The sequence below is a fragment of the Arthrobacter sp. P1_B11 genome (genome assembly GCF_056406715.1).
Map to the genome: position 1 here is coordinate 16,266 of NZ_JBFTZQ010000012.1, position 21,732 is coordinate 37,997.

Below are 21,732 nucleotides of genomic sequence, written 5' to 3' on the forward strand. Positions count from 1 at the left end.
CACACCAGCAGTAAGGGAAGGACAGCTCCTTGGCAGCTCAGCTGACCGATGACGAATTGTCAGCCGCCCTTACTGGCGACCCTTCCGGCTTCAGCGCCGTCTACACTACTATTTCGCCCGCTGTGCTCGGATATTTCCGGGCACGTGGCGTGGATGACGCCGAAGCGCTCACGCAGGACGTCTTCGTGGATATCCTGCCAAAGCTGACAGGCGTCAAGGGCGGACGCACGGGGCTGCGGACCTTCATCTTCTCAGTTGCCCACGCCCGGCTCGTGGATTACCACCGCCGGTCCGCCAGGGCACCCCACTTGACCGAATATGACCCGCTGCAGGACGAACGGTATTCGAACTCTGCCGAGGACGACGTGCTGGGCAGGCTGGGTGGCATCACCTCCACCCTCTCCATGCTCAATGACGAGCACCGGGAAGTCCTGATCCTGCGGATCGTTGCGGACCTCTCCATCGAACAGGTGGCCGGCATCATGAACAAAACTCCGGGCGCCATCAAACAGCTTCAGCGGCGCGGGCTCCTTGCCTTGCGCGAACTCGTCAAGGAAAAGGACCACGCGCCATCATGAGTGTCACGCCGACAGGCAGGGACGGGGAGATCCAGGCGATTCTCCGTGATTCCGGGCTCGAAGAGGACGAAGACCTTTGCAGGACGCTTGACGAACTGCGCGGGCTCGCCCAAGACGTCGCTCCGGCACCGCGCGCGGATCTCGCCGCCCTGCTCAGGCCGGGCGTGTCCAGTCTGGAACTCCGCCGCCAGGGCAGGAAGCGCAGGATGGGAGTAGTGGTCAGCGCCGCGGTGGTCGGCGCGATGGGCCTTGGCGCCGGCGCCGTGGCTGCCTCCGGCGAGGACTTCCGCCGAAGCGTTGGCCACACCGTGGTGCAGTTCCTCCAGCCGGCTGACGAGGCCACCGCTCCAGGGACCGACCTTGGGGGTCCTTCGCCCGCAGACCTGCCGACGCCTACGGCTGTTTCGCCAACCTCACCGACCGCAGCTCCGTCTTCGCCGGCAGCATCGTCGCCGGCGGTTGCCTCACAGTCGCGGGCGCCCGCCGCACCTCGGAGCCCCGAGACCCCGGCCCCCTCAGTGCTGCCAGGTGCGGCTCCTGGCGGGAAGCCCGACAAAGCTGCTGCGGTACCCGCCCGGCCGACGCAGCTCCCCGTTGTTCCGGGCGGCGGCATACGGCCGCAGCTTCCGTCCAAACCGAAACCGGCGGTACCGACCCTGCCGGGTGCCGTTCCGGCTCCCTCCCCAGGAAACCAGTGAACCCCTGGAAGTTGTGAGTCCTTTTCAGGGCGCCTGAGGTTTTCAGGGCGCCTGAGGCCGCCACCAAAAAAACTTTCTCGAACTTTTTTCGAATCGGCGTAACCTCGCGAGTCGTCGCGGCGATTACCCATATGAAAGCGCCGGGCTGGAAGTTGTCCCCCATCAGGTTCCAGCCCGGCACTTTTTCCTGCTGCCGGTATAGGCCTAAGCCAGCACTTGCCGCCTGGATGAGATGACCCCGGTGTCGAAGCCGGCCAGGTGAAGTCCGCCATGGAATCGGGCGTGCTCAATCTTGACGCAGCGGTCCATGACGACGTCGAGTCCGGCCGCCTCGGCTTCTTTGGCAACGTCTTCATGCCACGAGCCCAGTTGCAGCCAGAGGGTTTTGGCTCCAGCCGCGATGGCCTCGTCCAGGACGCCCGGCAGGTCATCGTGCTTGCGGAACACATCAACGATGTCCGGGCTCTCCGGCAGGTCGGCCAGCGACGCATACGTGGGCTGCCCCAGGATCTCCTTTACCACCGGGTTCACGAAATACACCTTGTACCGGGTGGATGACTGCAGGTACGTGGCCACGAAATAGCTCGCACGCGACGGCTTGTCCGACGCGCCCACGATGGCAATGCTCTTTGCCTGCCGGAGCAGGTTCAGGCGTTCCGGTGCTGAGGGGCCTTCCCATGTGCGGGCTTCCGTGCTCATCAGTTCGCTCCGATCGTGCAGGCTTCCGCCGCCGCCAGGGACGCTAAGCCGCGGGCGGATGCATCCGAGGCTTCCACCTCCGATGCTTCGGTCAGGGCCTGGTCCAGGTCCCACAGGATGTCGTCAATGTCCTCGAGGCCGACCGAGATGCGGACCAGGTCTTCCGGAACTCCGGCAGACTCGAGCTGGGCCGGGCTCAGCTGCTGGTGGGTGGTTGAACCGGGGTGGATGACCAGGGTGCGGGAGTCGCCAACGTTGGCCAGATGCGACGCCAACTGGAGGGACTCGATGAACTTCTGCCCGGCCGCGCGGCCGCCCTTGACGCCGAAGGAGAACACCGATCCGGGACCCAGGGGCAGGTACTTCCGCGCCCGCTCGTAGTGTGGGTGGGACGGCAGCCCGGAGAAGTTCACGTAGGCCACGCGCTCGTCGGCCTCGAGCCATTCCGCCACGGCCTGGGCGTTCTTCAGGTGCTCGTCCAGGCGCTGGGGAAGGGTTTCGACGCCCTGCAGCAGCTGGAACGCGGACTGCGGTGAGAGTGCGGGGCCGATGTCCCGCAGCTGTTCGCAACGGAGCTTGGTGAGGAAGCCGTACTCGCCGAAGTTCCCCCACCAGGAGACGTTGCCATAGGAGGCCACCGGCTCGGTCATGGTGGGGAACTTGCCGTTGCCCCAGTTGAACCTGCCGCTCTCCACGATCACGCCGCCCAGCGTGGTGCCGTGGCCGCCGAGGAACTTGGTGGCGGAATGGATCACGATGTCCGCTCCGTGTTCGATCGGCCGCACGAGGTACGGCGTGCTCAAGGTGGCGTCGACGACGAGGGGAATGCCGGCGCCGTGCGCCACCCTCGCCAGGGCCGCAAGGTCCTGCACCTCCGACGACGGGTTGGCCACCACCTCGACGAATATCGCCTTCGTGTTCTCCCGGACAGCCGCGGCGTAGTCTGCGGCGTCGGTGCCGGGAACGAAGGTAGTGTCGACGCCGAAGCGGCGAAGGGTCACGTCCAGCTGCGTGACGGTGCCGCCGTACAGCTGGGAGGCGGCCACGATGTGGTCGCCGGCCTGGGTGAGCGCGGCGAAGGTGATGAACTCTGCAGCCATCCCGGAAGCCGTGGCCACCGCACCGATGCCGCCCTCAAGGGACGCAATGCGCTCCTCGAACGCGGCCACGGTGGGGTTGCCGATGCGGGAGTAGATGTTGCCGTACTTCTGCAGGGCAAACAGGTTAGCCGCGTCCTGGGTGTCCTTGAACACGAAAGACGTGGTCTGGTAGATGGGCACGGCACGGGCGCCGTGCTCGGCGTCGGGCGTGCCGCCGGCGTGCAGCGCGCGGGTGCGGAAGCCGAACTTGCGGTCTGCCATCAGACAGCCACCGGCACAGAGGCAACCGGGGTCTGGGACAGGTCCAGTTCGGTGCCGTTCTTGCGGGCCAGGTCCGCCTCGAGTTCGCGGACGATCGGCAGGACATCCTGGCCAAACGCAGCGATCTCTTCCTGGAAGTGCAGGTAGCCGGTGAGGAACAGGTTCACGCCGATTTTCTTGAACTCCACGATCCGCTCGGCGATCTGCTCCGGGGTGCCGATCAGCTGGGTCTTGAAGCCGTCGTTGTACTGGACCAGGTCCTCGAACGTGGAATCGGCCCACATGCCCTTGCCGTCCTTGGTGGACGCTCCGGCCTCCTGAACGGCGTCGCGGAAACCCTGGACTGCAGGTTTGTGTGCTTTCTCCACGATCTCGCGGAGCGTGTCGCGGGCTTCCTGCTCCGAATCGCGGGCGATCACGAAGCCGTTGAGGCCGAAACGCGGCGCCGCGATGGCGCCTTCGGTGCCGCGCCCGCTTTCTCCTGCGGAGGCCACCACGCCTGCGATGTTTTCCTTGAAGCCTTCCAGGTCCTTGCCGTTGGAGAAGTACCAGTCGGCCACGCGGCCGGCCGTGGCCTGGGCCGCGGTGGAGTTGCCGCCGAAGAAGATCTCCGGGTGCGCGCGGCCGGGAACGTCCACCGGTGCCGGGTTCAGGGTGAAGTCGGTGATGTTGTAGTACTTGCCGGACTGGCTGTACTCCGTCTCGGTCCACAGGCCGCGCAGAACCTTGATGAACTCCTCGGTGCGCACGTAGCGCTCGTCGTGTTCCAGCCACTCGAGGCCGAAGTTGGTGAACTCATTCTTGAGCCAGCCGGAGACGATGTTCACGGCGGCGCGGCCGTTGGAGATGTGGTCGGCAGTGATGATGTACTTCGCAAGGACGCCGGGGTGCCACATGCCGGGGTGGACGGCGGAAATGACCTTGAGCCGCTCCGTGGCCGCCAGCAGCGCCAGGCTGAAGGATGTGGCCTCGTGCTGCTTGTCCGCGCCGTATGAGGCGGCGTAGCGGGTCTGCGTCAGCGCGTATTCGAAGCCGGAGTTCTCGGCGATCCGCGCCAGCTTCTTGTTGTAGTCGAAGTCCCAGCCGGTGCGCTGTTCGATCGTGGAGACGACCAGGCCGCCGGACACGTTGGGCACCCAGTAGGCGAACTTCAGGGGCTCGGAAAGACGGGCTACGTTGCTGATGTCGTTCATTGTTATTCCTTTACTTCTGGCCGGTGACGGGTGCTGAGGGGACGGCCGTGCGGCGGCGCAGCACGGCCTGGATGCCGGCGATGGCCGGCTCGTTCTGGAGGGAGGTGGTGTCGCCGAGGGCGGTGCCCTCGAAAAGCTGCGTGAGCAGGCGCCGCATGATCTTGCCGCTGCGCGTTTTGGGGACATCGGAAACCACGACGACGTCGCGTGGCTTGGCGATCGGCCCGATCTCCTTCGCGACGTGATTGCGGAGGTCGTCGTTGATTGAGCTCGTCGAAACCGCGGAAACCCCGCCCTTCAGCACCACAAAGGCGACGACGGCGTGGCCGGTCTTGGGATCCGCGACCGGACACACGCCCGCCTCCACGACGTCCGGGTGGGACACGAGGGCCGACTCGATCTCGATGGTGGACAGCAGGTGCCCGGAGACGTTGAGAGTGTCATCCACGCGCCCGAGGATCCAGATGTCGCCGTCGTCATCGTATTTGGCGCCGTCGCCGGCAAGGAACCAGCCCTGGGCAGCGTACTTGCGCCAGTACGAATCGAAGTAGCGCTGGGGATTGCCCCACACAGTGCGCGCAATCGCGGGTCCGGGGGTGTCAACCACAATGAAACCCTGGACGCCCGGCGGCACGGTATTGCCGGCGTCGTCCACGATGCGCGTGCTGACGCCCGGCAGCGGGCGGGCCGCGCAGCCCGGCTTGAACCCGGTGTCCGTCGGCGCCGGGGAGAGGATGGCGGCACCGGTTTCGGACTGCCACCAGGTGTCCACCACGGGGGCTGTGCCGGCACCGACATTCCGGCGCAGCCAGCGCCAGGCCTCCGGGTTGACCGCTTCGCCCACGGTGCCGAGCATCCGGATGGAGGAAAGATCGTAGGTGTCCGGCACGCCGTCCGGGAACCAGCCCATGAGCGAGCGGACCAGGGTGGGCGCGGTGTAGTACTGCGTGACGCCGTAGCGTTCGATGATCTCGAAGTGCCGGCCGGGGTGCGGCGTGTTGGGCGTGCCCTCGAAAATCACCTGCGTGGCACCGTTTGAGAGCGGGCCATAGATCTCGTAGGTGTGCGCGGTGACCCAGGCGAGGTCGGCGGTGCACCAGTGCACGTCCTGGTCCCGGAGGGCGGGGTCGGGGTTGCTGAAGAGGTGCTCGAAGCTCCACGATGCCTGGGTCAGGTAGCCGCCCGAGGTGTGCACCAGTCCCTTGGGCTTTCCGGTGGTCCCGGAGGTGTACATGATGAAGAGCGGGGTCTCGGCGTCGAACGCTTCGGCCTCGTGGACCTCGGAGGCAGTCCCTACGGCGTCATGCCACCACACGTCGCGGCCTTCAGTCATAGGGACGGTTGCCAGGCGGTCCGCGGGGGTGGTCCTGTTGACCACCAGGACGCGCTCGATGGCGTTGTCGCCGGAGACGGCGACATCCGCGTTGTCCTTGACCGGTACTGCCACGCCGCGGCGGAACTGGCCGTCCGTGGTGACCAGGAGCTTGGCGCCGGTGTCCTCCACCCGAAACTTGAGGGCTTCAGCAGAGAAACCGCCGAAAACGAGGGAATGGATGGCGCCGATGCGGGCCACAGCGAGCGTGATGATGACGGTTTCCGGAATGACAGGGAGGTAGATGACCACGCGGTCGCCCTTGGCGATGCCCAGGTCCAGGAGGGCATTCGCGGCCTTGGACACCTCACGCTGGAGGTCGGCGTAGGTGACGGTGCGACGGTCACCGGGCTCGCCCTCGAAGTAGAGGGCAACCCTGTCGCCGCGTCCCGCCGCGACGTGGCGGTCCACGCAGTTGTGGGCCACATTGAGCCGGCCGCCCTCGAACCAGGTGATGTCCGGGCCGGTGCCGGCCTCAAGACTGGCGGGAACCCTCCGGTGGGCGGTGTGCCACGGCTTGCCGCCGTGCCCGCCTTGACCGGGTGTGGTCCAGTCGAGGCGGAGGGCCTGCTGCTCCCAGAAGGCAACAGTGTCCAGATCGGTGTCCAGGCCGCTGTACGGAACAGAACCCGGGGTGGTGCTGCTGTGACGCGCCGGCCCGCCAGTGGGGACGCCGTGCACTGCGCCTTCCGTGGGCTCGGTCGAGGACCATCCCGAAGAGCCGCGAAGGGAGCCGGGCGCGTCACGCAGCCCTGCTTCGATCGCCGTCGCGTTCGAAGTGGTTTGTGGATCTTCGGCCGCCCGGGTCTCCGCAGGGGAAATCCGGGCAAACGAAGGCAGAGCAGAAGAAATCTCGGGGGTCATTTGGGTACTCCATCGGACCTGGCAGTAGCACCCTGTTGTTCCGGGGAACAGATCGGCGGGAATGGTCGTCCCACGTCACCGGGTTGCTGCGGCTTCATCGATCCAGGTCTCTAGGCCGCTCGGGATGGTCGCTATCCACTAAAACGGAGCCGCGGGATTCTACAAAATTTGCCCCGTTTTGCGACGTAATATTCTTCTCGGCGCTTTGGATGGTGCCACCTTCGTTCATTTGTTCGGAAATTGTGCGTGAACGCCGCAGGCGTAGGCTTGATGCATGGCCCACGTTAACGATCGAGCAGTCATCGAGCGCCTCATGCGAACCAAAGGGAGATGGGCCATTGTCGGCCTCACCACCAACGAATGGCGGTCGGCCTATGACGTTGCCCTTTATGTCCGCGACCGCATGGGAATGGAGATTATCCCCATTAATCTCCCCGGAGACGACGTCCATGGGGAGAAGGGCTACCGCTCCCTGACTGAGATCCCGCCGGAGAAGCACCCGATCGACGTCGTGGAGTGCTTTGTGAACTCACACAAGGTGGGCCCGGTGATTGATCAGGCAATCGCGGTGGGCGCCAAGGCAGTCTGGCTGCAGTTGGGTGTTTTCGACGACGACGCCGTGGAGCGCGCCAAGGCCGCCGGACTGGACGTCGTGGTCAACTCCTGCCCCGCCCGCGAGGGCTGGCACTTCGGGCTCTGAGCCGGCATTCGCGCTGTCCTCAGCGCTTCATCAGGTCCGGGTAGTGACGCTCGGTCACGTCCGGATGGGCGCGCATCCGGCCTTTGAGCATGTTCATGCCAAAGGAGGCGAGCATCGGGTTGGACGGGTCGTCCGAGATGCCGCGGGCCTGCGCCTTCAGCTCCTCCGGGAGGGGGACCGGTTCGATCACCGCATCGAGCCGAGGCGACCAGAAGAAGGGCACGGAGTAACGGTCCACACCCGGCGGCGGCGCCTGAACCCGGTGGATGGTGGCGGCGAGGTAGCCCCCGGTTGCCACTTCCAGCATCTCGCCAAGGTTCACCACGAGCGCTCCAGGAATGGGTTCCACGGAAGACCACTCGCTGGCCCCCGGCGGGAGCACTTCCAGGCCGCCTACCGCGTCCTGAAGCAGGAGGGTGACAAAACCGTAGTCCGCGTGCGAGCCGACTCCCTGATCGCCGGCCCCTTCCACCACTCCGCCGACGTAGTGGACCAGCTTGCCCATCCAGGCCGGGGTCTCCCGGAACGGTTCGTCAAAGTGGTCCTCAGGAAGTTGAAGGGAGACTGCGATGGCGCGCAGGAGTTCGTTTCCCACCTTGGACATGAGCCCTGCCCATGCCATTGCAACGGGCGCCAGCTCGGGCAGCGATTCATCAGGCCACATGTTGTGGCCCTGGAGGAGCCAGTACGGCTGCTCGTCGGGATAATCGGGGACCGGTTCACGGTCCGGAGAGTAATCGATCTGCTCCCGTGCGTCCGCCCTTCCCTGGGTGACCTCCGTGCCCATACGGGTATAGCCCCGGAAATGCGGGGAGAGCCGGTTGTCCAGCTTCATCCGCTCCTCAAGGGGAAGATCAAAGAAGCGCTTGATGGCGGCCAGCAGTTCCTCTGCCTGGCCCGGCGCGGCCCCGTAACCAGTGAGTTGGAAGAAGCCCACCCGGTGCGTGGCATCGCGCAGCTGCTCAATGAATTCCGGACTAAATGACCCATCGGCCTGACGTGCGGCGCCCAAGTCCAGAACAGGTATGGCCTCCCGATCAGGTGACATGCTCGCAGACTAGCACCGCCGGGGAAGCCTTTGTAGGCTCGCAGCATGGATGCTGCCGAACTGAGGAAAATCTGCCTGTCGTTTCCCGGGGCCTTCGAGGACTTTCCGTTCGGCCCTGAAACGTCGGTCTTCAAAGTCCGGTCGGCCGTAGCCGGCGGGGCCCGGCACGAGGCCAAGATGTTTGCGGCTTCCGCCATGGATCCTGAGGACTGGTCAGTGAGCCTCAAATGCGAGCCCGCGCTGGCCGAGCAGCTGCGGGCCGCCCATTCAGAAATAACCGGCGCCTGGCACATGAACAAGAGACACTGGAACGGCGTGCGGCTTGATGGCTCGCTGCCGGACTCCATGGTCCGCGACATGGTGGAGGACTCCTACGATCTCGTGGTGGCTTCGCTGAGCCGCAAACAGCAGGAACAGCTGGGCTGGGCCCGGCTGGTCAGTGCCCCAGGTCCTGCCGGAGAAGCAGCGGGAGGGCCCCAGCCCGGACACGAGGGGCAACCAGAACAGGAAACGGCAGGGATATGACTGAAAAGCGGTTGGCGCAGGGTGAACTCAACTATCCGGGCATCGGCTCCACGGAAGATGGCCCGCCGCCAGAGGGTTTCCCGTGCCTGGTGACGCAGACGTACCTTGGCGAGGGCCTGGCAACCTACGGCCGGGTTGCCCAGGGCATCCTCACATGGGAGCTGCAGCGCCGGTCGGGGCTTCGGGTCCGCACCGAGTCCGACCTCGTGGTTCCCGGCGCACGCGTGGTGAGCGGATTCGGCGTCGGACCTTTCCGGATCAACGCCCCCTGCGAGGTGGTGTGGGTCCACCGGCCGGTCCCCGGCGGGGGACCGCAGTCCGCCGGCTTCGCCTACGGCACCCTGCCGGGACACCCCGAGCGGGGCGAAGAGGCGTTCGAGGTGTCCATTGATGACCGGGGCACAGTGCTTTTCAAGATCACGGCCTTCAGCAGGCATTCGAACTGGTTCTACGCGGCGGGCGGCATCGTGGCCCGGGCGGCGCAGCGGCACGTCACTTCCCGATACATTGAAGCTGCACGCCAACTTGCCGCAGGTGAAAGCTGATCAGGAGACGGTACATGCTGGACCAAACCACCCTTGACCGACTGTGGGATTTCGAGAATCCCGAACTGTCCGAACGGCGTTTCCGGGACGCGATGGACGATCAAGACTATGACGTCTACGAAAGGGCGGAGCTCGCCACGCAGCTGGGCCGGGCCATCGGCCTGCAGGGCCGCTTCGAGGAGGCGGACGGGCTGCTCGACTCGATCGACGGTGAAGAGGAGCCCACCGTCGGTATTCGAATCCTGATTGAGCGGGGGCGCATCCTGAACTCAAGCGGCCAGGCCGCGATGGCGGTGCCGTTGTTCGAGCAGGCCGCGGAGCTGGGCGATCATCTGGGCGAAGAGTTCCTGGCCGTGGACGCCCTCCACATGCTCGCCATCGCCGACTCCGCCCATGCGGAACCCTGGAGACTCCGCCCATGCGGAACCCTGGACCCGGAGTGCGCTGGAATACGCCTCCACCGCCCACGAGCCCCGCACGAAACGCTGGATGGTGGCGCTGCACAACAACCTGGGCCGGACGCTGCACGGGGCGGGCCGGCTCACCGAGGCCCTGGTGGAGTTCCAGCTGGCCGAGCAGTGGGCGGAGCGCGTAGGGACCCCGGCGCAGCAGCAGTACGCGCGTGAGGCAATCGAAGAGTGCGAACAGGCTCTGGCCGCACACTAAGGCAGTGCGAGAATGAAGTCTTTGCACCCAGGAACGAAAGGCAAGCGCCCGTGATCTTCATCGTCGTCAAATTCAAGGTCAAGCCCGACTGGTCCGACAAGTGGCTGGATCTCGTGGCAGATTTCACCGAGGCCACGCGGCAGGAAACGGGCAACCTCTGGTTTGACTGGTCCCGAAGCGTGGATGACCCCAACGAGTTCGTACTGGTGGAAGCGTTCAAGGACGATGCCGCCGGGGACCACGTGAACAGCGAGCACTTCAAGAAGGCCATGGCGGATATGCCGCAGGCCCTTGCGGAAACGCCCCACATCATCAGCCGGCAGCTCGACGGCGACGGCTGGGACCGGATGGGCGAGCTCACCATCTGACCCGTCGAGTGCTCCATAGGTGCCCTTTTGAGCCTTGAAAACGGCAGTTATGGAGCACTCGATAGCATTAACCGCATGTGGATCGGATGGATTGAATTCGACATCCTCCTGGGCGACATTCACAGCCTTAAGGAGAAACGCTCCGTGGTCAGGCCCCTGCTCGCGGAACTGAAACGGCGCTACGACGTGTCCGTGGCCGAGGTGGGGAACCAGGACCAGTACCGGCGCGCGCGGCTCGGGGCGGGGCTCGTGGCTGCTGACCGTGCTCACCTCGTCGAGGTGCTCACCGCCGTCGAACGCTTTGTGGCGGCCCGCCCGGAACTCGAACTTCTCAGCGCCCGCCAGCGCGAACTCCACAGCGAAGACTGAACCTCCATCGATTGCTCCGTAACGGCCCTTTTGAGCGTCCATAAGGGCCGTTACGGAGCACTCGATGGGTGGTGTGGATATCTTCTGCAGCGGTCAAGGGGTTCTGATCTGATGAATCCATGAAAACCGCACGCCGGCTCCCCAAGGAGTTAGAAGGACGCCCCTTCACTGTTGCCGAGGCCGGCCGCGCTGGCGTCACCCCTAAGCGGTTGCGCCACCGGTCGCTGACGGCTTTGGGAAGAGGCATTCGATCGAAGGGCCCGACGGCGGAGCTCCCCTTAAGCGTCAGGGTGCGGCCATTCGTCGAGGTCAACGAGAGATGCGCCGCATCCCACCTCACAGCCGCGGAGCTCTCGTCGCTGCCGCGTCGCCGGCAGAAGGAGGCACCGCAGATGTACCACGTGATCCGACCGGAGGGCGCCGCCCATCTCAACCGTCCCCATGTGATCGTCCACCGCATGAAGCTCTACGAGGACGAGGTCACCGTGCTGGACGGGATCCCCATCACCACTCCGGAGCGAACATGGCTGGACCTGGCCGAAATGCTAAGCGTTGACGAACTCGTGGTGGCCGGTGACAGCTGCGTCCGTGTTCCGCGTGCCGAGCTGGAGGGCAGGGACATGCCGCTGTGCAGCCTGGAAGACCTCCAGCGGATGATCGACCGCCACAAGGGAAAGCGCGGCATTCGCAAAGCCAAGGAAGCCATCAAGCTCATCCGGGTAGGCTGCGACTCCCCGCAGGAGTCCCTGCTGCGGTTGGCCATGAAAAGGGCCGGGCTACCCGAGCCGGAACTGAACGTGCCCATCATCGAGGACGACGGAACCAGGCACCATCAGCCGGATCTCTCGTATCGAAGATACAGGATCGGCATCGAATACGAGGGTGAGCACCATGGCGAGGAAGGGCAGATTGTCCGGGATATCGCCCGCTCCGAGAGATACGAAGCCTTGGGATGGACGGAGGTCCGGATCTCCAAGCGTCACATGGTCAATGACGCCAAGGCTGCGGTGGCAAAAGTGCGGACGGCCTTGGTCCGGGCCGGCTGGCGGCCTGGGCGTTAACGAACGATTGCTCCGTAACTGCCGTTCTGAGCGAACAAAAGGGCAGTTACGGAGCAATCGATGGAGGGTCAGTCCTTAGCCGAAGTACTTCGGCAGGGTGGCCTCGTGGGCTTCGCGGAGGGCATCGAGCGACATGGCGTCCACGCCGTTGATCTCCAGCTGGCCGCTCGCTGCGTCCACCACGCCGATGCGGGTGTGGGCAAAGCCGCGGGCGGTGCACATGTCCGTGAAGCGGACTTCCTCGGAGCGCGGGACGCCCACGAGGGCGCGGCCCTGGGTCTCGGAGAACAGCGCCGTGAACAGGTCCACGCCATCACGGTCCAGAACGTCCTGCAGAGCGATCCGGGCACCCACGCCGTAGCGCAGCGAGGACTCCACGAGGGCTGCCGCGAGGCCGCCTTCGGAGAGGTCGTGAGCCGAATCCACCATGCCGTCGCGGGACGCGTTGATCAGGATTTCACCCAGCGCGCGTTCGGCGGCGAGGTCAACCTTGGGCGGAAGTCCGCCAAGGTGGCCGCGCAGGTTGGACCACTCCGAACCATCCAGTTCTGCCGCCGTGGTGCCCAGCAGGTAAATGGCCTGGCCGTCCTCGCGCCAGCCCGACGGCGTGCGGCGGGCGACGTCGTCCAGCTTGCCCAGCACTGCCACCACGGGGGAGGGGTGGATGGGCGTGGTGCCGGTCTGGTTGTACAGCGAGACATTGCCGCCGGTGACCGGGATGCCCAGCTCCATGCAGGCATCCGACAGGCCGCGGATGGCCTCGGCGAGCTGCCACATGACATCCGGGTCCTCGGGGGAGCCGAAGTTCAGGCAGTCGCTGACGGCCATCGGCACGGCGCCGGAGGTGGCCACGTTGCGGTACGCCTCTGCCAGTGCCAGTTGTGCGCCGTGGTACGGGTCGAGGTAGGTGTAGCGGCCGTTGGCGTCGGTGGCCAGGGCCACGCCCAGGCCGGTTTCCTCGTCCACACGGACCACGCCGGCGTCATCCGGGAACGCCAGGGCGGTATTGCCGCCGACGTAGCGGTCGTACTGGTTGGTGATCCAGGACTTGTCGCACATATTCGGCGAGGCAACGAGCTCGGTGACGGCTGCTGCCAGCTGCGCGGGGGCGGCGGGACGGCCGGCGTCCTGCACTGATCCAGTGAAGGCATCGGCCTGGAGGGCGTCCTGCCATTCAGGGCGGGCGTACGGGCGGTCGTAGACCGGACCGTCGTGGGCCACGGTGCGCGGGTCGACGTCGACGATGATCTCGCCTTCCCACGTGATGATCAGGCGGCCGGTGTCGGTCACCTCGCCCAGCCAGGAGTATTCCACGGCCCACTTGTCCATGACTGCTTCGAAGGCGGCGATGTTCTCGGGCGTAACCACGGCCATCATGCGTTCCTGCGACTCCGACATCAGGATTTCGCCCGGGGTCAGGGTGGGGTCGCGCAGCAGGACGGAGGTCAGCTCAACCTCCATGCCGCCGTCGCCGTTGGAGGCGAGCTCGGACGTGGCGCAGGAAATGCCGGCGGCGCCGAGGTCCTGGATACCCTCAACCAGCGAACCCTTGAACAGCTCCAGGCAGCACTCGATCAGGACCTTCTCCGCGAAGGGGTCGCCCACCTGGACCGCGGGGCGCTTGGACGGCTTGGTGTCGTCGAAGGACTCCGAGGCCAGCACGGAGGCGCCGCCGATGCCGTCGCCGCCGGTGCGGGCACCGAACAGGACCACCTTGTTGCCCTTGCCGGAGGCGTTGGCGAGGCGGATGTCTTCGTGGCGCATGACGCCGACAGCCAGCGCGTTGACCAGCGGGTTGCCCTGGTACACGGAATCGAAGACCATTTCGCCGCCGATGTTGGGCAGGCCCAGGGAATTGCCGTAGCCGCCGATACCGGCAACCGCGCCGTGCATGACGCGGGCCGTGTCCGGGTGGTCGATGGCGCCGAAACGCAGCGGATCCATCACGGCCACCGGGCGGGCGCCCATGGAGATGATGTCGCGGACAATGCCGCCGATGCCGGTTGCGGCGCCCTGGTAGGGCTCAACGAACGACGGCGAGTTGTGCGACTCGATCTTGAACGTCACGGCCCAGCCGTCGCCCAGGTTGGTGACGCCGGCGTTTTCGCCGATGCCCACCAGCATGTCCTTTTTCATCTCGTCGGTCACCTTGTCGCCGAACTGGCGCAGGTGGTTCTTCGAGGACTTGTACGAGCAGTGCTCGCTCCACATCACGGAGTACATGGCGAGCTCTGCGCCGGTCGGGCGGCGGCCCAGGACCTTCACAACCTCATCGAACTCGTTCTGCTTCAGGCCCAGTTCGGCCCAGGGGAGTTCGGTGTCCGGCGTTTTGCCTGCGTTCTCGACCGTGTCGATGTTGAACTTCCTGGCGGTCTCGACAGGCTGCGCGACCGAGTGGGTCTCCGTCATTTGTTGTCTCCCACGATTTTGTTCAGTACAGAGGTGAAGAAACCGAGGCCATCGGTGTCTGAGCCGCCGATGCCGTCCAGTGATTCGGGACCGTAGCCGACCTCCACTGCATGCTCGGGGTGCGGCATGAGGCCTACGACGTTGCCGGCGGCGTTGGAGATGCCGGCGATGTCGCGGCGGGATCCGTTCGGGTTGAAACCGACGTAGCGGAACACCACGCGGCCTTCAGCTTCGAGGGCGTCCAGGGTCTTTTCGTCGGCGATGTACTGCCCGTCCTGGTTCTTCAGCGGCACGGTGATTTCCTGGCCGGCGGCGTAGTCGCCGGTCCACACGGTGCTGTTGTTCTCCACACGGAGGACCTGGTCGCGGCACATGAACTTCAGGTGGTCGTTCTTGATCATCGAGCCGGGCAGCAGGTGCGATTCGGTGAGGATCTGGAAGCCGTTGCAGATGCCAAGGACCGGCAGCTTGGCGTCCGAGGTGGCGGCGTCAATGATCTTGGACATCAGCGGCGCGAAGCGCGCGATGGCGCCGGCACGGAGGTAATCGCCGTAGGAGAATCCGCCGGGAATTACGACGGCGTCAACGTCGCCCAGCGTGGTGTCCGCGTGCCAGAGCGCCACGGGAGTGGCGCCGGCCAGGCGGACCGCACGGGCGGCGTCGCGGTCGTCAAGGGTTCCGGGGAAGGTGACCACGCCGATCTTGGCGCCGGCGAGGCTCGGGTTGGCCGCCACGGCGACCGCCTCACCAATCAGGGGAAGTTCAGTCATCTCAGGCCTCGACGACCTCGACGTTGACGACGTCCTCGATCACCGGGTTGGACAGCAAGGTCTCGGCGGCCTCACGGGCCTGGGCCAGGATTGCGTCGGTCACCTCGCCGTCGACGGTCAGTTCGAAACGCTTGCCCTGGCGGACAGAGCTAAAGCTGGTGAAGCCCAGACGGGGGAGTGCACCCACGATGGCCTTCCCCTGCGGGTCCAGAATCTCGGGCTTGGGCATGACGTCGACAACGATCCGGGGCATCCGGTAACTCCTGTGCGTGAGCATTGGGTAAGGGCGCAGCGGAGTGGTGCCGTCTCACGCCGTTCGTCTGTGGCCGCTTCGGGTACAAATGGCACGACATGGACGGGCGCTCCGCGAGCTTGCTTGCCCATTCTACCGGCCGCAGCGCCGCACGCCGTATTCGGGGCCGGCGGCGCAGGAGTCGGAGAAGTACGACGGCGGCTCTGGCCCGCCGTCCCTGCCCTCAGTAGGATTGCGGCATGGCCGAGAAACCGAAATCCGTACTGCTGCCCGTGGTTGCCGCCGCTGTTTTCGCGGGGCTTGGGAGGATGGTTCTCCAGAAGATCAGGGCAGACCGGGCTGCCAAGCAGAATAGAGTCGCGGGCCCGGTGGATGAGAAAACACGCGAGTGGATCAGCGACGTGGTCCGCACGCCTCGGCAGTAGCGTTCCGTTGGAGTAGCAGAGCTTCCGACGTTCCGCAGGCGGGTGCCCTTTAGGGTGCCCGCCACCGGCGTTTAAACCGCCGCTGATTCGTACAACGAAATTTGGAGTGACAAAACTAAATTGTGGTTTGTGTTCTATGTCATAACTACCTATCAGTAGGTACTGTGGGGTTCGGCTGACCATCGCTGGGATCGACAAGACCTGTCAACCCCACGCGGCCTGGCCGCATGAGCCCGGCAACGCAGCCGGGACGGTTCCTTATGAAAGGTTCAAATCACTCGTGAAATCAGCAGGAAAAAGCTTCTTCCGAAGCCGGGGGGCCCGGAAAGCAGCGGCACTTTGTGTCGGCTTGCCTTTGCTCCTTTCATCCGTCGCCGCTTCGCCCGCCATCGCCGGCCCGCCACAGGGTCCGGCGGCGGCTGCGCAGCAAAAGAACATTAATCCGAACGATTACCAGGCGGGGCGCTACATCGTGGTCCTGGCCGAAAAGCCCGCAGCCACCTACGATGGCGGCACGGCAGGACTTCCGGCCACTAAACCGAAGTCAGGCCGCAAACTCGACGCCAGCCGGGCCGAAGTGCGGAAGTACCAGGCACACCTGGAGGCGAAGCAGACAGCGCTCGCCACTAAGGAACATGTGCAGATCCGGCACAAGTACACTGCCGCACTGAACGGGTTCAGTGCCACACTCACTGCCGACCAGGCCGTGAACCTCGCCAAGAGCGCGGACGTACTCGCAGTCGCCCCGGACACCCAGCGGGCGCCGGACTACTCCACCACCGACTTCCTCAAGCTCAGTGGACCCCGAGGCACTTGGAACACCCAGTTTGGCGGTCAGGCCGGAGCGGGCAAGGGCGTTGTGGTCGGAGTCATCGATTCCGGATACACACCGTCCAGCGCCTTCTTTGCCGGAGAAGAGGTAAAGCCCCTCACCGGCGAGGCGAAGGTCGGCGTTCCTTACCGCACCGCCGGCGGCAAGATCGCCATGCTGAAGTCCGACGGCAGCACGTTTGAGGGTGAGTGCCAGAAAGGCGAAGGGTTCGACGGCAAAGCCTGCAACTCTAAGGTCCTGAGCGCACGCTACTTCTCGGAAGCGTTCGAGGACACCGTGGACAAGGCGGACCGCGCACCGGAAGAACTGATTTCCCCGGTCGACGTCGGCAGCCACGGAACCCACACGGCCAGCACCGCTGCCGGAAACGCCAACGTGGAGTCGTTTGTGGATGGCCGCAGCTTTGGCCTGACCAGCGGCATCGCGCCGGCGGCCAAGCTCTCGGTCTATAAGATCTGCTGGGAGGACAACGACCCCGCCACCGGTGGCTGCTACACCTCATCCTCCATCGATGCCATCAACCAGGCCGTGATGGACGGCGTTGACGTGCTGAACTACTCGATCTCGGGCACCACGTCCACCACCACCGACCCGGTCTCCATGGCCTTCCTGTCTGCAGCCTCCGCCGGCATCTTCGTGGCCGCGTCGGCAGGCAACTCGGGCCCCGATGCCAGCACGGTGAACCACGGCGAACCGTGGGTCACCACGGTTGCCGCCAGCAGCTTCTCCCAGGAACTGCAGGGCACCGTTGAGTTCTCCGACGGCAGCAAGTACCGCGGCGCCAGCATCATGAACCGCGAAGTAGCCGGTGCCGGTGTGGTCCTCGCCGCAAACGCCGCCTCGGGGACCGACGCCACGCCACGGCTGTGCGGCCCCGGATCGCTGGATCCGGCAAAGATATCCGGCAAAGTCGTGGTCTGTGACCGAGGCACCTACGACCGCGTTGCCAAGAGCGCCGAAGTGGCGCGCGGCGGCGGCGTGGGCATGATCCTGGTCAACGTCTCCGCGTCGTCCCTCGACGCGGACAAGCACTCTGTCCCGACGGTCCACGTGAACCCTCCCGCGACGGAAGAGATCAAGGCCAAGGTGGCGGCGAACCCGGCCATCACGGTCTCCCTCGTCAACAAGGACACCACCGGGCTGCCTGCTGAAGCGCAGCCGCAGATCGCCGGCTTTTCGTCCCGCGGTCCGCTGCTTGCCACGGACTCCGATCTCCTGAAGCCCGACGTCGCAGCCCCGGGTGTTGCCATCCTGGCCGGTGTATCGCCGATCGGTGCCGGCGGGGACAAGTTCGGATTCATGTCCGGAACTTCCATGGCCTCCCCGCACGTTGCCGGTTTCGGCGCCCTCATCCTGGGCAAGAACCCGAACTGGTCACCGGCGGCCGTGAAATCGGCCATGATGACAACGGCCAGTGACGTCAAGCTCGCGGACGGCAAAAAGAACACCGATGTCCTGGCCACCGGCGCCGGGCAGGTGGATCCGGCCCGCGTGCTGGATCCGGGCCTGGTCTACGACGCCGACGGCGACGATTACCTGCGGTTCATCCAGGGAACCGGTGTTGACCTGGGCATCCCGGGCCTCGGCGCCACCAAGCCGCGCGACATGAACGTCCCGTCGTTCTCGCTCGGAAACCTGGCGGGCAGGATCGAGGTCACCCGCACGGTGACGGCGCTGACGCCGGGCGTATACCGCGCCAAGGCCAGCGTGCCTGGTGTCAAGGTGACGGTCACCCCGTCCATCCTGTCGTTCAACGCACCCGGTGAAAAGCGCACGTTCAAGGTTTCCTTCGAGAACCAGAGCGCCAAACTGGGGTACTTCGCCACGGGCTCGCTCACTTGGCAGGGGTCGAACAAGACTGTGGCCTCGCCGATTGCGGTACGTCCCCAGTCAGTCGTGGCCCCGAAGGACGTCGCCTTCACGTCGCAGGGAGGCAACGGCTCCGGAAACATCAGCATCGTGTCCGGTTCAAGCTCGCCCACCAACGTGACGCTGGACGGCCTGTCCAAGGCGGATTCCTCCGCCATCGAGCTGGTCCCCGGGCCGTTCAAGTACGCGGCCGATGCCTCGAACTTCGTCAAGACCGTCGACGTTCCGGCCGGTGCACCGCTGGCCAAGCTGTCCGTGTTCTCCGCGGATGAAAGCGCAGACTTCGACATGGTTGTCATCACCCCCGACAACCAGGCGATCGTTGTTGCTACGGCCTCGTCCAGCGAATCGGTGTCCATTCCGAATCCAGCGGCGGGCACCTACACAATGTTCGTGAATCTCTACGACAGCCCCAAGGGCCAGCCCACCAAGGCTTCCGTGGACGCAGCGGTACTGGGCGCAAACGTGGGCAATGCGACCGTGACTCCTGACCCTGTTCGCCTTGCCAACGGCGCGTCCGGCAAACTCGCTCTGGCCTGGAACAGCCTGGCTCCCGGTTCGTACATTGGCCGGGTCACGTTCGCCGGCGCCAGCGCACCGACCTTCGTGAGCGTAGTGGTGACGCCCGGCGCGACCACCGCGGTTCCGCCGGCTTCGGAGGATCCGAAGAAGAAGAAGGAAAGAGGGAAGGTCCACAACGAGGACCTGACCAAGGCTCCGGATAACTCCATCTAGGAAGGTCCCGGAACCTGGTTCCCCGTCTGGGGGAATCCTGACAGCAGTGGCCGGCGGTGCAGACCGCCGGCCACTGCCGATTAACCGGCACCGTCCGCCCAAGCCGGTGCCCACCGCCGGCCCAGTTAGGCCTCAGATGGCGCCCGTCGACCCGGATACACCGCCCAGCAGCGGGGAAAGCGCGCGCCAGCGGGCGATTTCGCAGCCGTCCGTCAGGGAAAAGCGCGCATGCACCTGGCGTTCGCCGAAAGTTCCGGTGACCACAGCCACCTGCGGACCGCCGTACTGCTGCGTACAGAGTTTGGGCGGACCGGGCACTGGGAAGAATATCCCCTCCCCGAAGCGTTCGACGGCGGCTATCGCCCCCGCGGGGTCAGGCAGCGTTGTCTCGGGGCGGCCGCCGGCGCGGCGGACAAGAGTGAATACGTGGTCCGGGCCGCCGGGCGCCTCGCTCAGGGTGACGGTGAGGTCGAGGTCGAGGTCCGGGTGCTCAGCGCTGCTGTTCACTTTTCTTCCTTCAACTGGGAGCCGTGCGGGGATCTCTCCGACAGACTTTCCGGGCCCAGAGAGTCAAACAGGGGCTTGAGTGCCTCCAGCAACCTGCCGCGCAGGATCTGGGCCTCAGCAGAGAACGCGCGCTGGTGCTCCACATAGCTGGCCTTACCCTCCGCCGTCTCAATCCTGATCGGGGGATATCCCCACTCGGCGAGGTCGTAGGGGGAGGCCTGCATGTCCATGGCCCGTACCCGCCAGGACAGTTCGAAGCAGTCCATCACCAGCTCGCCCGGCAACGCGGGTGAGAGCTTGTAGGCCCACTTGTACAGGTCCATGTTCGCGTGGAGGCAGCCGGGCTGCTCCGTGGACAGCTGGTTCTCCCTGCTCGGCGACAGTTCGTTCAGCGGAAGGGCGTCAGGGGTGTAGAAACGGAACGCATCAAAATGTGAACAGCGGATCCTGTTTTCTTCTACCACCTTGTCCGTGCCGGCTTCGCCCAGCCGCAGCTTCAGGTACTCGTGCCGGAGCTCAAACTTGTCCTGGCGGTAGACCATGGCCCACTCGTGCAGGCCGAAGCAGCCGAACTGCGCCGGGCGGGCGGCCGTGCCTGCCAGGATGACCTGGGCAAAGACCAGGGCTTCGCGGCGCCGGGCCAGAAAGGCGTCGCGGTCCAGCGTGACAGCGGTGCTGCCGGGCGGCAGGCCGCACAAGGAGAGTTCGCCGTCGTCGAGCCCGCGGTAATACTTCCAGTCCCTCCGCGGGGCCGCCTCCGCTCCGGAGAGGACAACGCCGGCTCCCGGATGCCAGCGCATCAGCTGGCCGGGCTTCTGTGTGTAATAGGTGAACAGGAAGTCTTCCACCGGGTGCTTGCGGCCGGCGGAACGGCGGGCAAGGTAGGGGTCGGCGTAGCGCCGCACACGCCTGGCATGCGCGGCCTCAATCTCCAGCCAGTCAACGGCGGGAAGCACCTGAAGCTGAATATCCCGCCTCGGAAGCGTCACGCCGGGCACGGACCTAAACTGCTCCACTGGCAGTACCAAGGATGTCCCGGGCGGCGTTCCAGGCCCCGATTTCGCAGCCGTTCCGCAAAGTGAAGGTGACCTCCACCGGAGTGCCGCCGACGACACCCGAGACCGTGGCTACCTGAGGGCCACCGTACTGCTGGGTGCAGGAGACGTCTTTGCGGGGCGCAGGCTGGTTTAGGATGGCCGCGTTCTTCTTCAACGCCGCGCAGGCGGCGGCCGCCTTGGGATGCTGGCTTTCGGACATGGGAGCACCGTCCTTGCACACCAGCGTGTAGTTGACGGCAGTTCCCTCTTTCGAGGGCCTTACCGTGATGGCGAGTTCGGCGTCGCCGGTCCCTGGTCCGGAGGGCAGCGGAGCGGCGGCAGGCGGCGCCGGGGCGGGGACTGTGGTCACGGCGTCGGGCGGCGTGGTGCCAGGAGCCGTCGTACCCGGAGAGGCCGTGCCGGGAGCGGTCGTGCCCGGTGTGGTGGTGCCGGGGGCGGTGGTGCCTGGCGTCGCGCCCGGGGATTGCGAACCAGGCGTGCCAGTGCCCGGGGATTCGCTGGTGGTTCCGGTGGTCGCCGAAGGCTGGCCGGTTCCGGTGTCCGGGGTGCAGGCAGCCAGTCCGCCCATCGCTCCGAGGGCGAGCAGCACAGAAATAAATTGCTTGCGCATGCCAGGTCTCCTCAAGTTTTTCCCATTCTACCGTCGGCGTCTGCAGCGGTCCGGAACGGCCCGGTAACGGTATCCGGCAATTGCTAACGGAAGGGTATCGATTCTTGGCGGCGTCCGCGGTATCTTTCTGACATTGACGGGTGCGCGGCAACAACCAAAGAGTGATGACGCCCATGGGGGGCAGAGCGTCCAGTTCGTGGGACCGAAGGTCTACAGG

General features: G+C 65.5%; 23 protein-coding genes. 11 read left to right on the forward strand and 12 right to left on the reverse strand.

Annotated features, from left to right (window positions below; translation table 11 throughout):
• Positions 1–29 precede the first annotated feature (29 nt).
• Both AC1D14_RS11785 and AC1D14_RS11790 read left to right on the forward strand, forming a co-directional pair.
• Positions 30–578: an RNA polymerase sigma factor gene (locus AC1D14_RS11785; RefSeq protein ID WP_230118701.1), complete on the forward strand. Its 549-nt coding sequence runs from the start codon at positions 30–32 to the stop codon at positions 576–578.
• Entirely contained in the window at positions 575–1,276 is a 702-nt protein-coding gene (locus AC1D14_RS11790) for a hypothetical protein (protein WP_476968552.1), read from the forward strand. The genes AC1D14_RS11785 and AC1D14_RS11790 overlap by 4 nt, the downstream gene beginning before the upstream one ends.
• 204 nt (positions 1,277–1,480) lie before the next feature.
• Here AC1D14_RS11790 and AC1D14_RS11795 read toward each other — a convergent pair whose 3' ends face one another.
• From AC1D14_RS11795 to acs, 4 genes are read right to left on the reverse strand one after another with little or no spacing between them, the layout of a single operon-like run.
• Positions 1,481–1,975 carry a CoA-binding protein gene (locus AC1D14_RS11795; RefSeq protein WP_230118703.1) on the reverse strand — a complete coding sequence of 165 codons (495 nt, stop codon included), beginning with the start codon at positions 1,973–1,975 and terminating at the stop codon, positions 1,481–1,483.
• Positions 1,975–3,336, reverse strand: coding sequence for an O-acetylhomoserine aminocarboxypropyltransferase/cysteine synthase family protein (locus tag AC1D14_RS11800; RefSeq protein WP_230118704.1), 1,362 nt, complete (start codon positions 3,334–3,336; stop codon positions 1,975–1,977). The genes AC1D14_RS11795 and AC1D14_RS11800 overlap by 1 nt, the downstream gene beginning before the upstream one ends.
• Positions 3,336–4,529: a dimethylsulfone monooxygenase SfnG gene (sfnG, locus tag AC1D14_RS11805; RefSeq protein WP_476968553.1), complete on the reverse strand. Its 1,194-nt coding sequence runs from the start codon at positions 4,527–4,529 to the stop codon at positions 3,336–3,338. The genes AC1D14_RS11800 and sfnG overlap by 1 nt, the downstream gene beginning before the upstream one ends.
• A 10-nt stretch (positions 4,530–4,539) precedes the next feature.
• Complete coding sequence (acs, locus tag AC1D14_RS11810) at positions 4,540–6,765, reverse strand: acetate--CoA ligase (protein ID WP_476968554.1); 2,226 nt, start codon at positions 6,763–6,765, stop codon at positions 4,540–4,542.
• Positions 6,766–7,039: 274 nt separating this feature from the next.
• Between acs and AC1D14_RS11815 the strand changes: the two genes are divergently transcribed.
• On the forward strand, positions 7,040–7,465 hold the full coding sequence (locus AC1D14_RS11815; protein ID WP_230118707.1) for a CoA-binding protein: 426 nt from the start codon (positions 7,040–7,042) through the stop codon (positions 7,463–7,465).
• A gap of 19 nt (positions 7,466–7,484) precedes the next feature.
• Here AC1D14_RS11815 and AC1D14_RS11820 read toward each other — a convergent pair whose 3' ends face one another.
• Positions 7,485–8,513: an isopenicillin N synthase family dioxygenase gene (locus AC1D14_RS11820; protein ID WP_230118708.1), complete on the reverse strand. Its 1,029-nt coding sequence runs from the start codon at positions 8,511–8,513 to the stop codon at positions 7,485–7,487.
• 45 nt (positions 8,514–8,558) lie between these two features.
• Here AC1D14_RS11820 and AC1D14_RS11825 point away from each other — a divergent pair, with 45 nt between their 5' ends.
• A complete protein-coding gene (locus AC1D14_RS11825) occupies positions 8,559–9,038 on the forward strand; it encodes an MmcQ/YjbR family DNA-binding protein (protein WP_476881494.1) in 480 nt (159 codons plus the stop codon).
• Complete coding sequence (locus tag AC1D14_RS11830; RefSeq protein ID WP_230118709.1) at positions 9,035–9,583, forward strand: DUF1990 family protein; 549 nt, start codon at positions 9,035–9,037, stop codon at positions 9,581–9,583. The genes AC1D14_RS11825 and AC1D14_RS11830 overlap by 4 nt, the downstream gene beginning before the upstream one ends.
• A gap of 269 nt (positions 9,584–9,852) precedes the next feature.
• On the opposite strand, the gene AC1D14_RS11835 is transcribed toward AC1D14_RS11830, so the two are convergent.
• Entirely contained in the window at positions 9,853–9,978 is a 126-nt protein-coding gene (locus tag AC1D14_RS11835; RefSeq protein WP_476968555.1) for a hypothetical protein, read from the reverse strand.
• Between AC1D14_RS11835 and AC1D14_RS11840 the strand changes: the two genes are divergently transcribed.
• The 4 genes from AC1D14_RS11840 (at position 9,977) to AC1D14_RS11855 (ending at position 12,047) form a co-directional block, all read left to right on the forward strand.
• Positions 9,977–10,249 carry a hypothetical protein gene (locus tag AC1D14_RS11840; RefSeq protein ID WP_476968556.1) on the forward strand — a complete coding sequence of 91 codons (273 nt, stop codon included), beginning with the start codon at positions 9,977–9,979 and terminating at the stop codon, positions 10,247–10,249. The genes AC1D14_RS11835 and AC1D14_RS11840 overlap by 2 nt on opposite strands.
• 50 nt (positions 10,250–10,299) lie before the next feature.
• Positions 10,300–10,617: a putative quinol monooxygenase gene (locus AC1D14_RS11845; protein ID WP_230118711.1), complete on the forward strand. Its 318-nt coding sequence runs from the start codon at positions 10,300–10,302 to the stop codon at positions 10,615–10,617.
• A gap of 75 nt (positions 10,618–10,692) precedes the next feature.
• A complete protein-coding gene (locus tag AC1D14_RS11850) occupies positions 10,693–10,986 on the forward strand; it encodes a DUF503 domain-containing protein (RefSeq protein WP_230118712.1) in 294 nt (97 codons plus the stop codon).
• Positions 10,987–11,105: 119 nt separating this feature from the next.
• The gene (locus AC1D14_RS11855) at positions 11,106–12,047 is read left to right on the forward strand and encodes a hypothetical protein (RefSeq protein ID WP_230118713.1); all 942 of its coding nucleotides are present in this window, start codon (positions 11,106–11,108) and stop codon (positions 12,045–12,047) included.
• A 75-nt stretch (positions 12,048–12,122) separates the two neighbouring features.
• Here the strand turns inward: AC1D14_RS11855 and purL are convergent, their stop codons facing one another.
• The 3 genes from purL to purS are packed head-to-tail and all read right to left on the reverse strand — an operon-like array spanning position 12,123 to position 15,479.
• Positions 12,123–14,456 (reverse strand): phosphoribosylformylglycinamidine synthase subunit PurL, encoded by a 2,334-nt coding sequence (gene purL / locus AC1D14_RS11860; RefSeq protein ID WP_230118714.1) that lies wholly within the window; start codon positions 14,454–14,456, stop codon positions 12,123–12,125.
• Positions 14,453–15,226, reverse strand: a complete 774-nt coding sequence (gene purQ / locus AC1D14_RS11865; RefSeq protein WP_476968557.1) for a phosphoribosylformylglycinamidine synthase subunit PurQ — start codon at positions 15,224–15,226, stop codon at positions 14,453–14,455. The genes purL and purQ overlap by 4 nt, the downstream gene beginning before the upstream one ends.
• 1 nt (position 15,227) lies before the next feature.
• Positions 15,228–15,479, reverse strand: coding sequence for a phosphoribosylformylglycinamidine synthase subunit PurS (gene purS, locus AC1D14_RS11870; protein ID WP_056631212.1), 252 nt, complete (start codon positions 15,477–15,479; stop codon positions 15,228–15,230).
• 239 nt (positions 15,480–15,718) lie between these two features.
• On the opposite strand from purS, the gene AC1D14_RS11875 reads away from it, so the two are divergent.
• Both AC1D14_RS11875 and AC1D14_RS11880 read left to right on the forward strand, forming a co-directional pair.
• Positions 15,719–15,904 (forward strand): hypothetical protein, encoded by a 186-nt coding sequence (locus tag AC1D14_RS11875; protein ID WP_230118716.1) that lies wholly within the window; start codon positions 15,719–15,721, stop codon positions 15,902–15,904.
• 280 nt (positions 15,905–16,184) lie between these two features.
• The gene (locus AC1D14_RS11880) at positions 16,185–19,340 is read left to right on the forward strand and encodes a S8 family serine peptidase (RefSeq protein ID WP_476968558.1); all 3,156 of its coding nucleotides are present in this window, start codon (positions 16,185–16,187) and stop codon (positions 19,338–19,340) included.
• Between the two features lie 132 nt (positions 19,341–19,472).
• Here AC1D14_RS11880 and AC1D14_RS11885 read toward each other — a convergent pair whose 3' ends face one another.
• Genes AC1D14_RS11885 through AC1D14_RS11895 form a run of 3 tightly spaced genes read right to left on the reverse strand, consistent with a single transcriptional unit; the run spans position 19,473 to position 21,515 of the window.
• A complete protein-coding gene (locus AC1D14_RS11885) occupies positions 19,473–19,847 on the reverse strand; it encodes a serine protease inhibitor (protein WP_230118718.1) in 375 nt (124 codons plus the stop codon).
• Positions 19,844–20,815, reverse strand: a complete 972-nt coding sequence (locus AC1D14_RS11890) for a 3-methyladenine DNA glycosylase (RefSeq protein ID WP_230118757.1) — start codon at positions 20,813–20,815, stop codon at positions 19,844–19,846. Before AC1D14_RS11890 ends, AC1D14_RS11885 begins: the two co-directional genes overlap by 4 nt.
• A gap of 34 nt (positions 20,816–20,849) precedes the next feature.
• A complete protein-coding gene (locus AC1D14_RS11895; protein WP_230118719.1) occupies positions 20,850–21,515 on the reverse strand; it encodes an SSI family serine proteinase inhibitor in 666 nt (221 codons plus the stop codon).
• Positions 21,516–21,732 lie beyond the last annotated feature (217 nt).

Bases quoted from the DNA above. Each gene is read 5' to 3' on its own strand.
- AC1D14_RS11815 (WP_230118707.1), top strand. From the start codon at position 7,040: ATGGCCCACGTTAACGATCGAGCAGTCATCGAGCGCCTCATGCGAACC.
- AC1D14_RS11790 (WP_476968552.1), top strand. From the start codon at position 575: ATGAGTGTCACGCCGACAGGCAGGGACGGGGAGATCCAGGCGATTCTC.
- AC1D14_RS11800 (WP_230118704.1), bottom strand. From the start codon at position 3,336: ATGGCAGACCGCAAGTTCGGCTTCCGCACCCGCGCGCTGCACGCCGGC.
- purQ (WP_476968557.1), bottom strand. From the start codon at position 15,226: ATGACTGAACTTCCCCTGATTGGTGAGGCGGTCGCCGTGGCGGCCAAC.
- AC1D14_RS11840 (WP_476968556.1), top strand. From the start codon at position 9,977: ATGCGGAACCCTGGAGACTCCGCCCATGCGGAACCCTGGACCCGGAGT.
- AC1D14_RS11795 (WP_230118703.1), bottom strand. From the start codon at position 1,975: ATGAGCACGGAAGCCCGCACATGGGAAGGCCCCTCAGCACCGGAACGC.
- purL (WP_230118714.1), bottom strand. From the start codon at position 14,456: ATGACGGAGACCCACTCGGTCGCGCAGCCTGTCGAGACCGCCAGGAAG.
- AC1D14_RS11825 (WP_476881494.1), top strand. From the start codon at position 8,559: ATGGATGCTGCCGAACTGAGGAAAATCTGCCTGTCGTTTCCCGGGGCC.
- sfnG (WP_476968553.1), bottom strand. From the start codon at position 4,529: ATGAACGACATCAGCAACGTAGCCCGTCTTTCCGAGCCCCTGAAGTTC.
- acs (WP_476968554.1), bottom strand. From the start codon at position 6,765: ATGACCCCCGAGATTTCTTCTGCTCTGCCTTCGTTTGCCCGGATTTCC.
- AC1D14_RS11850 (WP_230118712.1), top strand. From the start codon at position 10,693: ATGTGGATCGGATGGATTGAATTCGACATCCTCCTGGGCGACATTCAC.
- AC1D14_RS11855 (WP_230118713.1), top strand. From the start codon at position 11,106: ATGAAAACCGCACGCCGGCTCCCCAAGGAGTTAGAAGGACGCCCCTTC.
- purS (WP_056631212.1), bottom strand. From the start codon at position 15,479: ATGCCCCGGATCGTTGTCGACGTCATGCCCAAGCCCGAGATTCTGGAC.
- AC1D14_RS11895 (WP_230118719.1), bottom strand. From the start codon at position 21,515: ATGCGCAAGCAATTTATTTCTGTGCTGCTCGCCCTCGGAGCGATGGGC.
- AC1D14_RS11875 (WP_230118716.1), top strand. From the start codon at position 15,719: ATGGCCGAGAAACCGAAATCCGTACTGCTGCCCGTGGTTGCCGCCGCT.
- AC1D14_RS11835 (WP_476968555.1), bottom strand. From the start codon at position 9,978: ATGGGCGGAGTCGGCGATGGCGAGCATGTGGAGGGCGTCCACGGCCAG.
- AC1D14_RS11830 (WP_230118709.1), top strand. From the start codon at position 9,035: ATGACTGAAAAGCGGTTGGCGCAGGGTGAACTCAACTATCCGGGCATC.
- AC1D14_RS11820 (WP_230118708.1), bottom strand. From the start codon at position 8,513: ATGTCACCTGATCGGGAGGCCATACCTGTTCTGGACTTGGGCGCCGCA.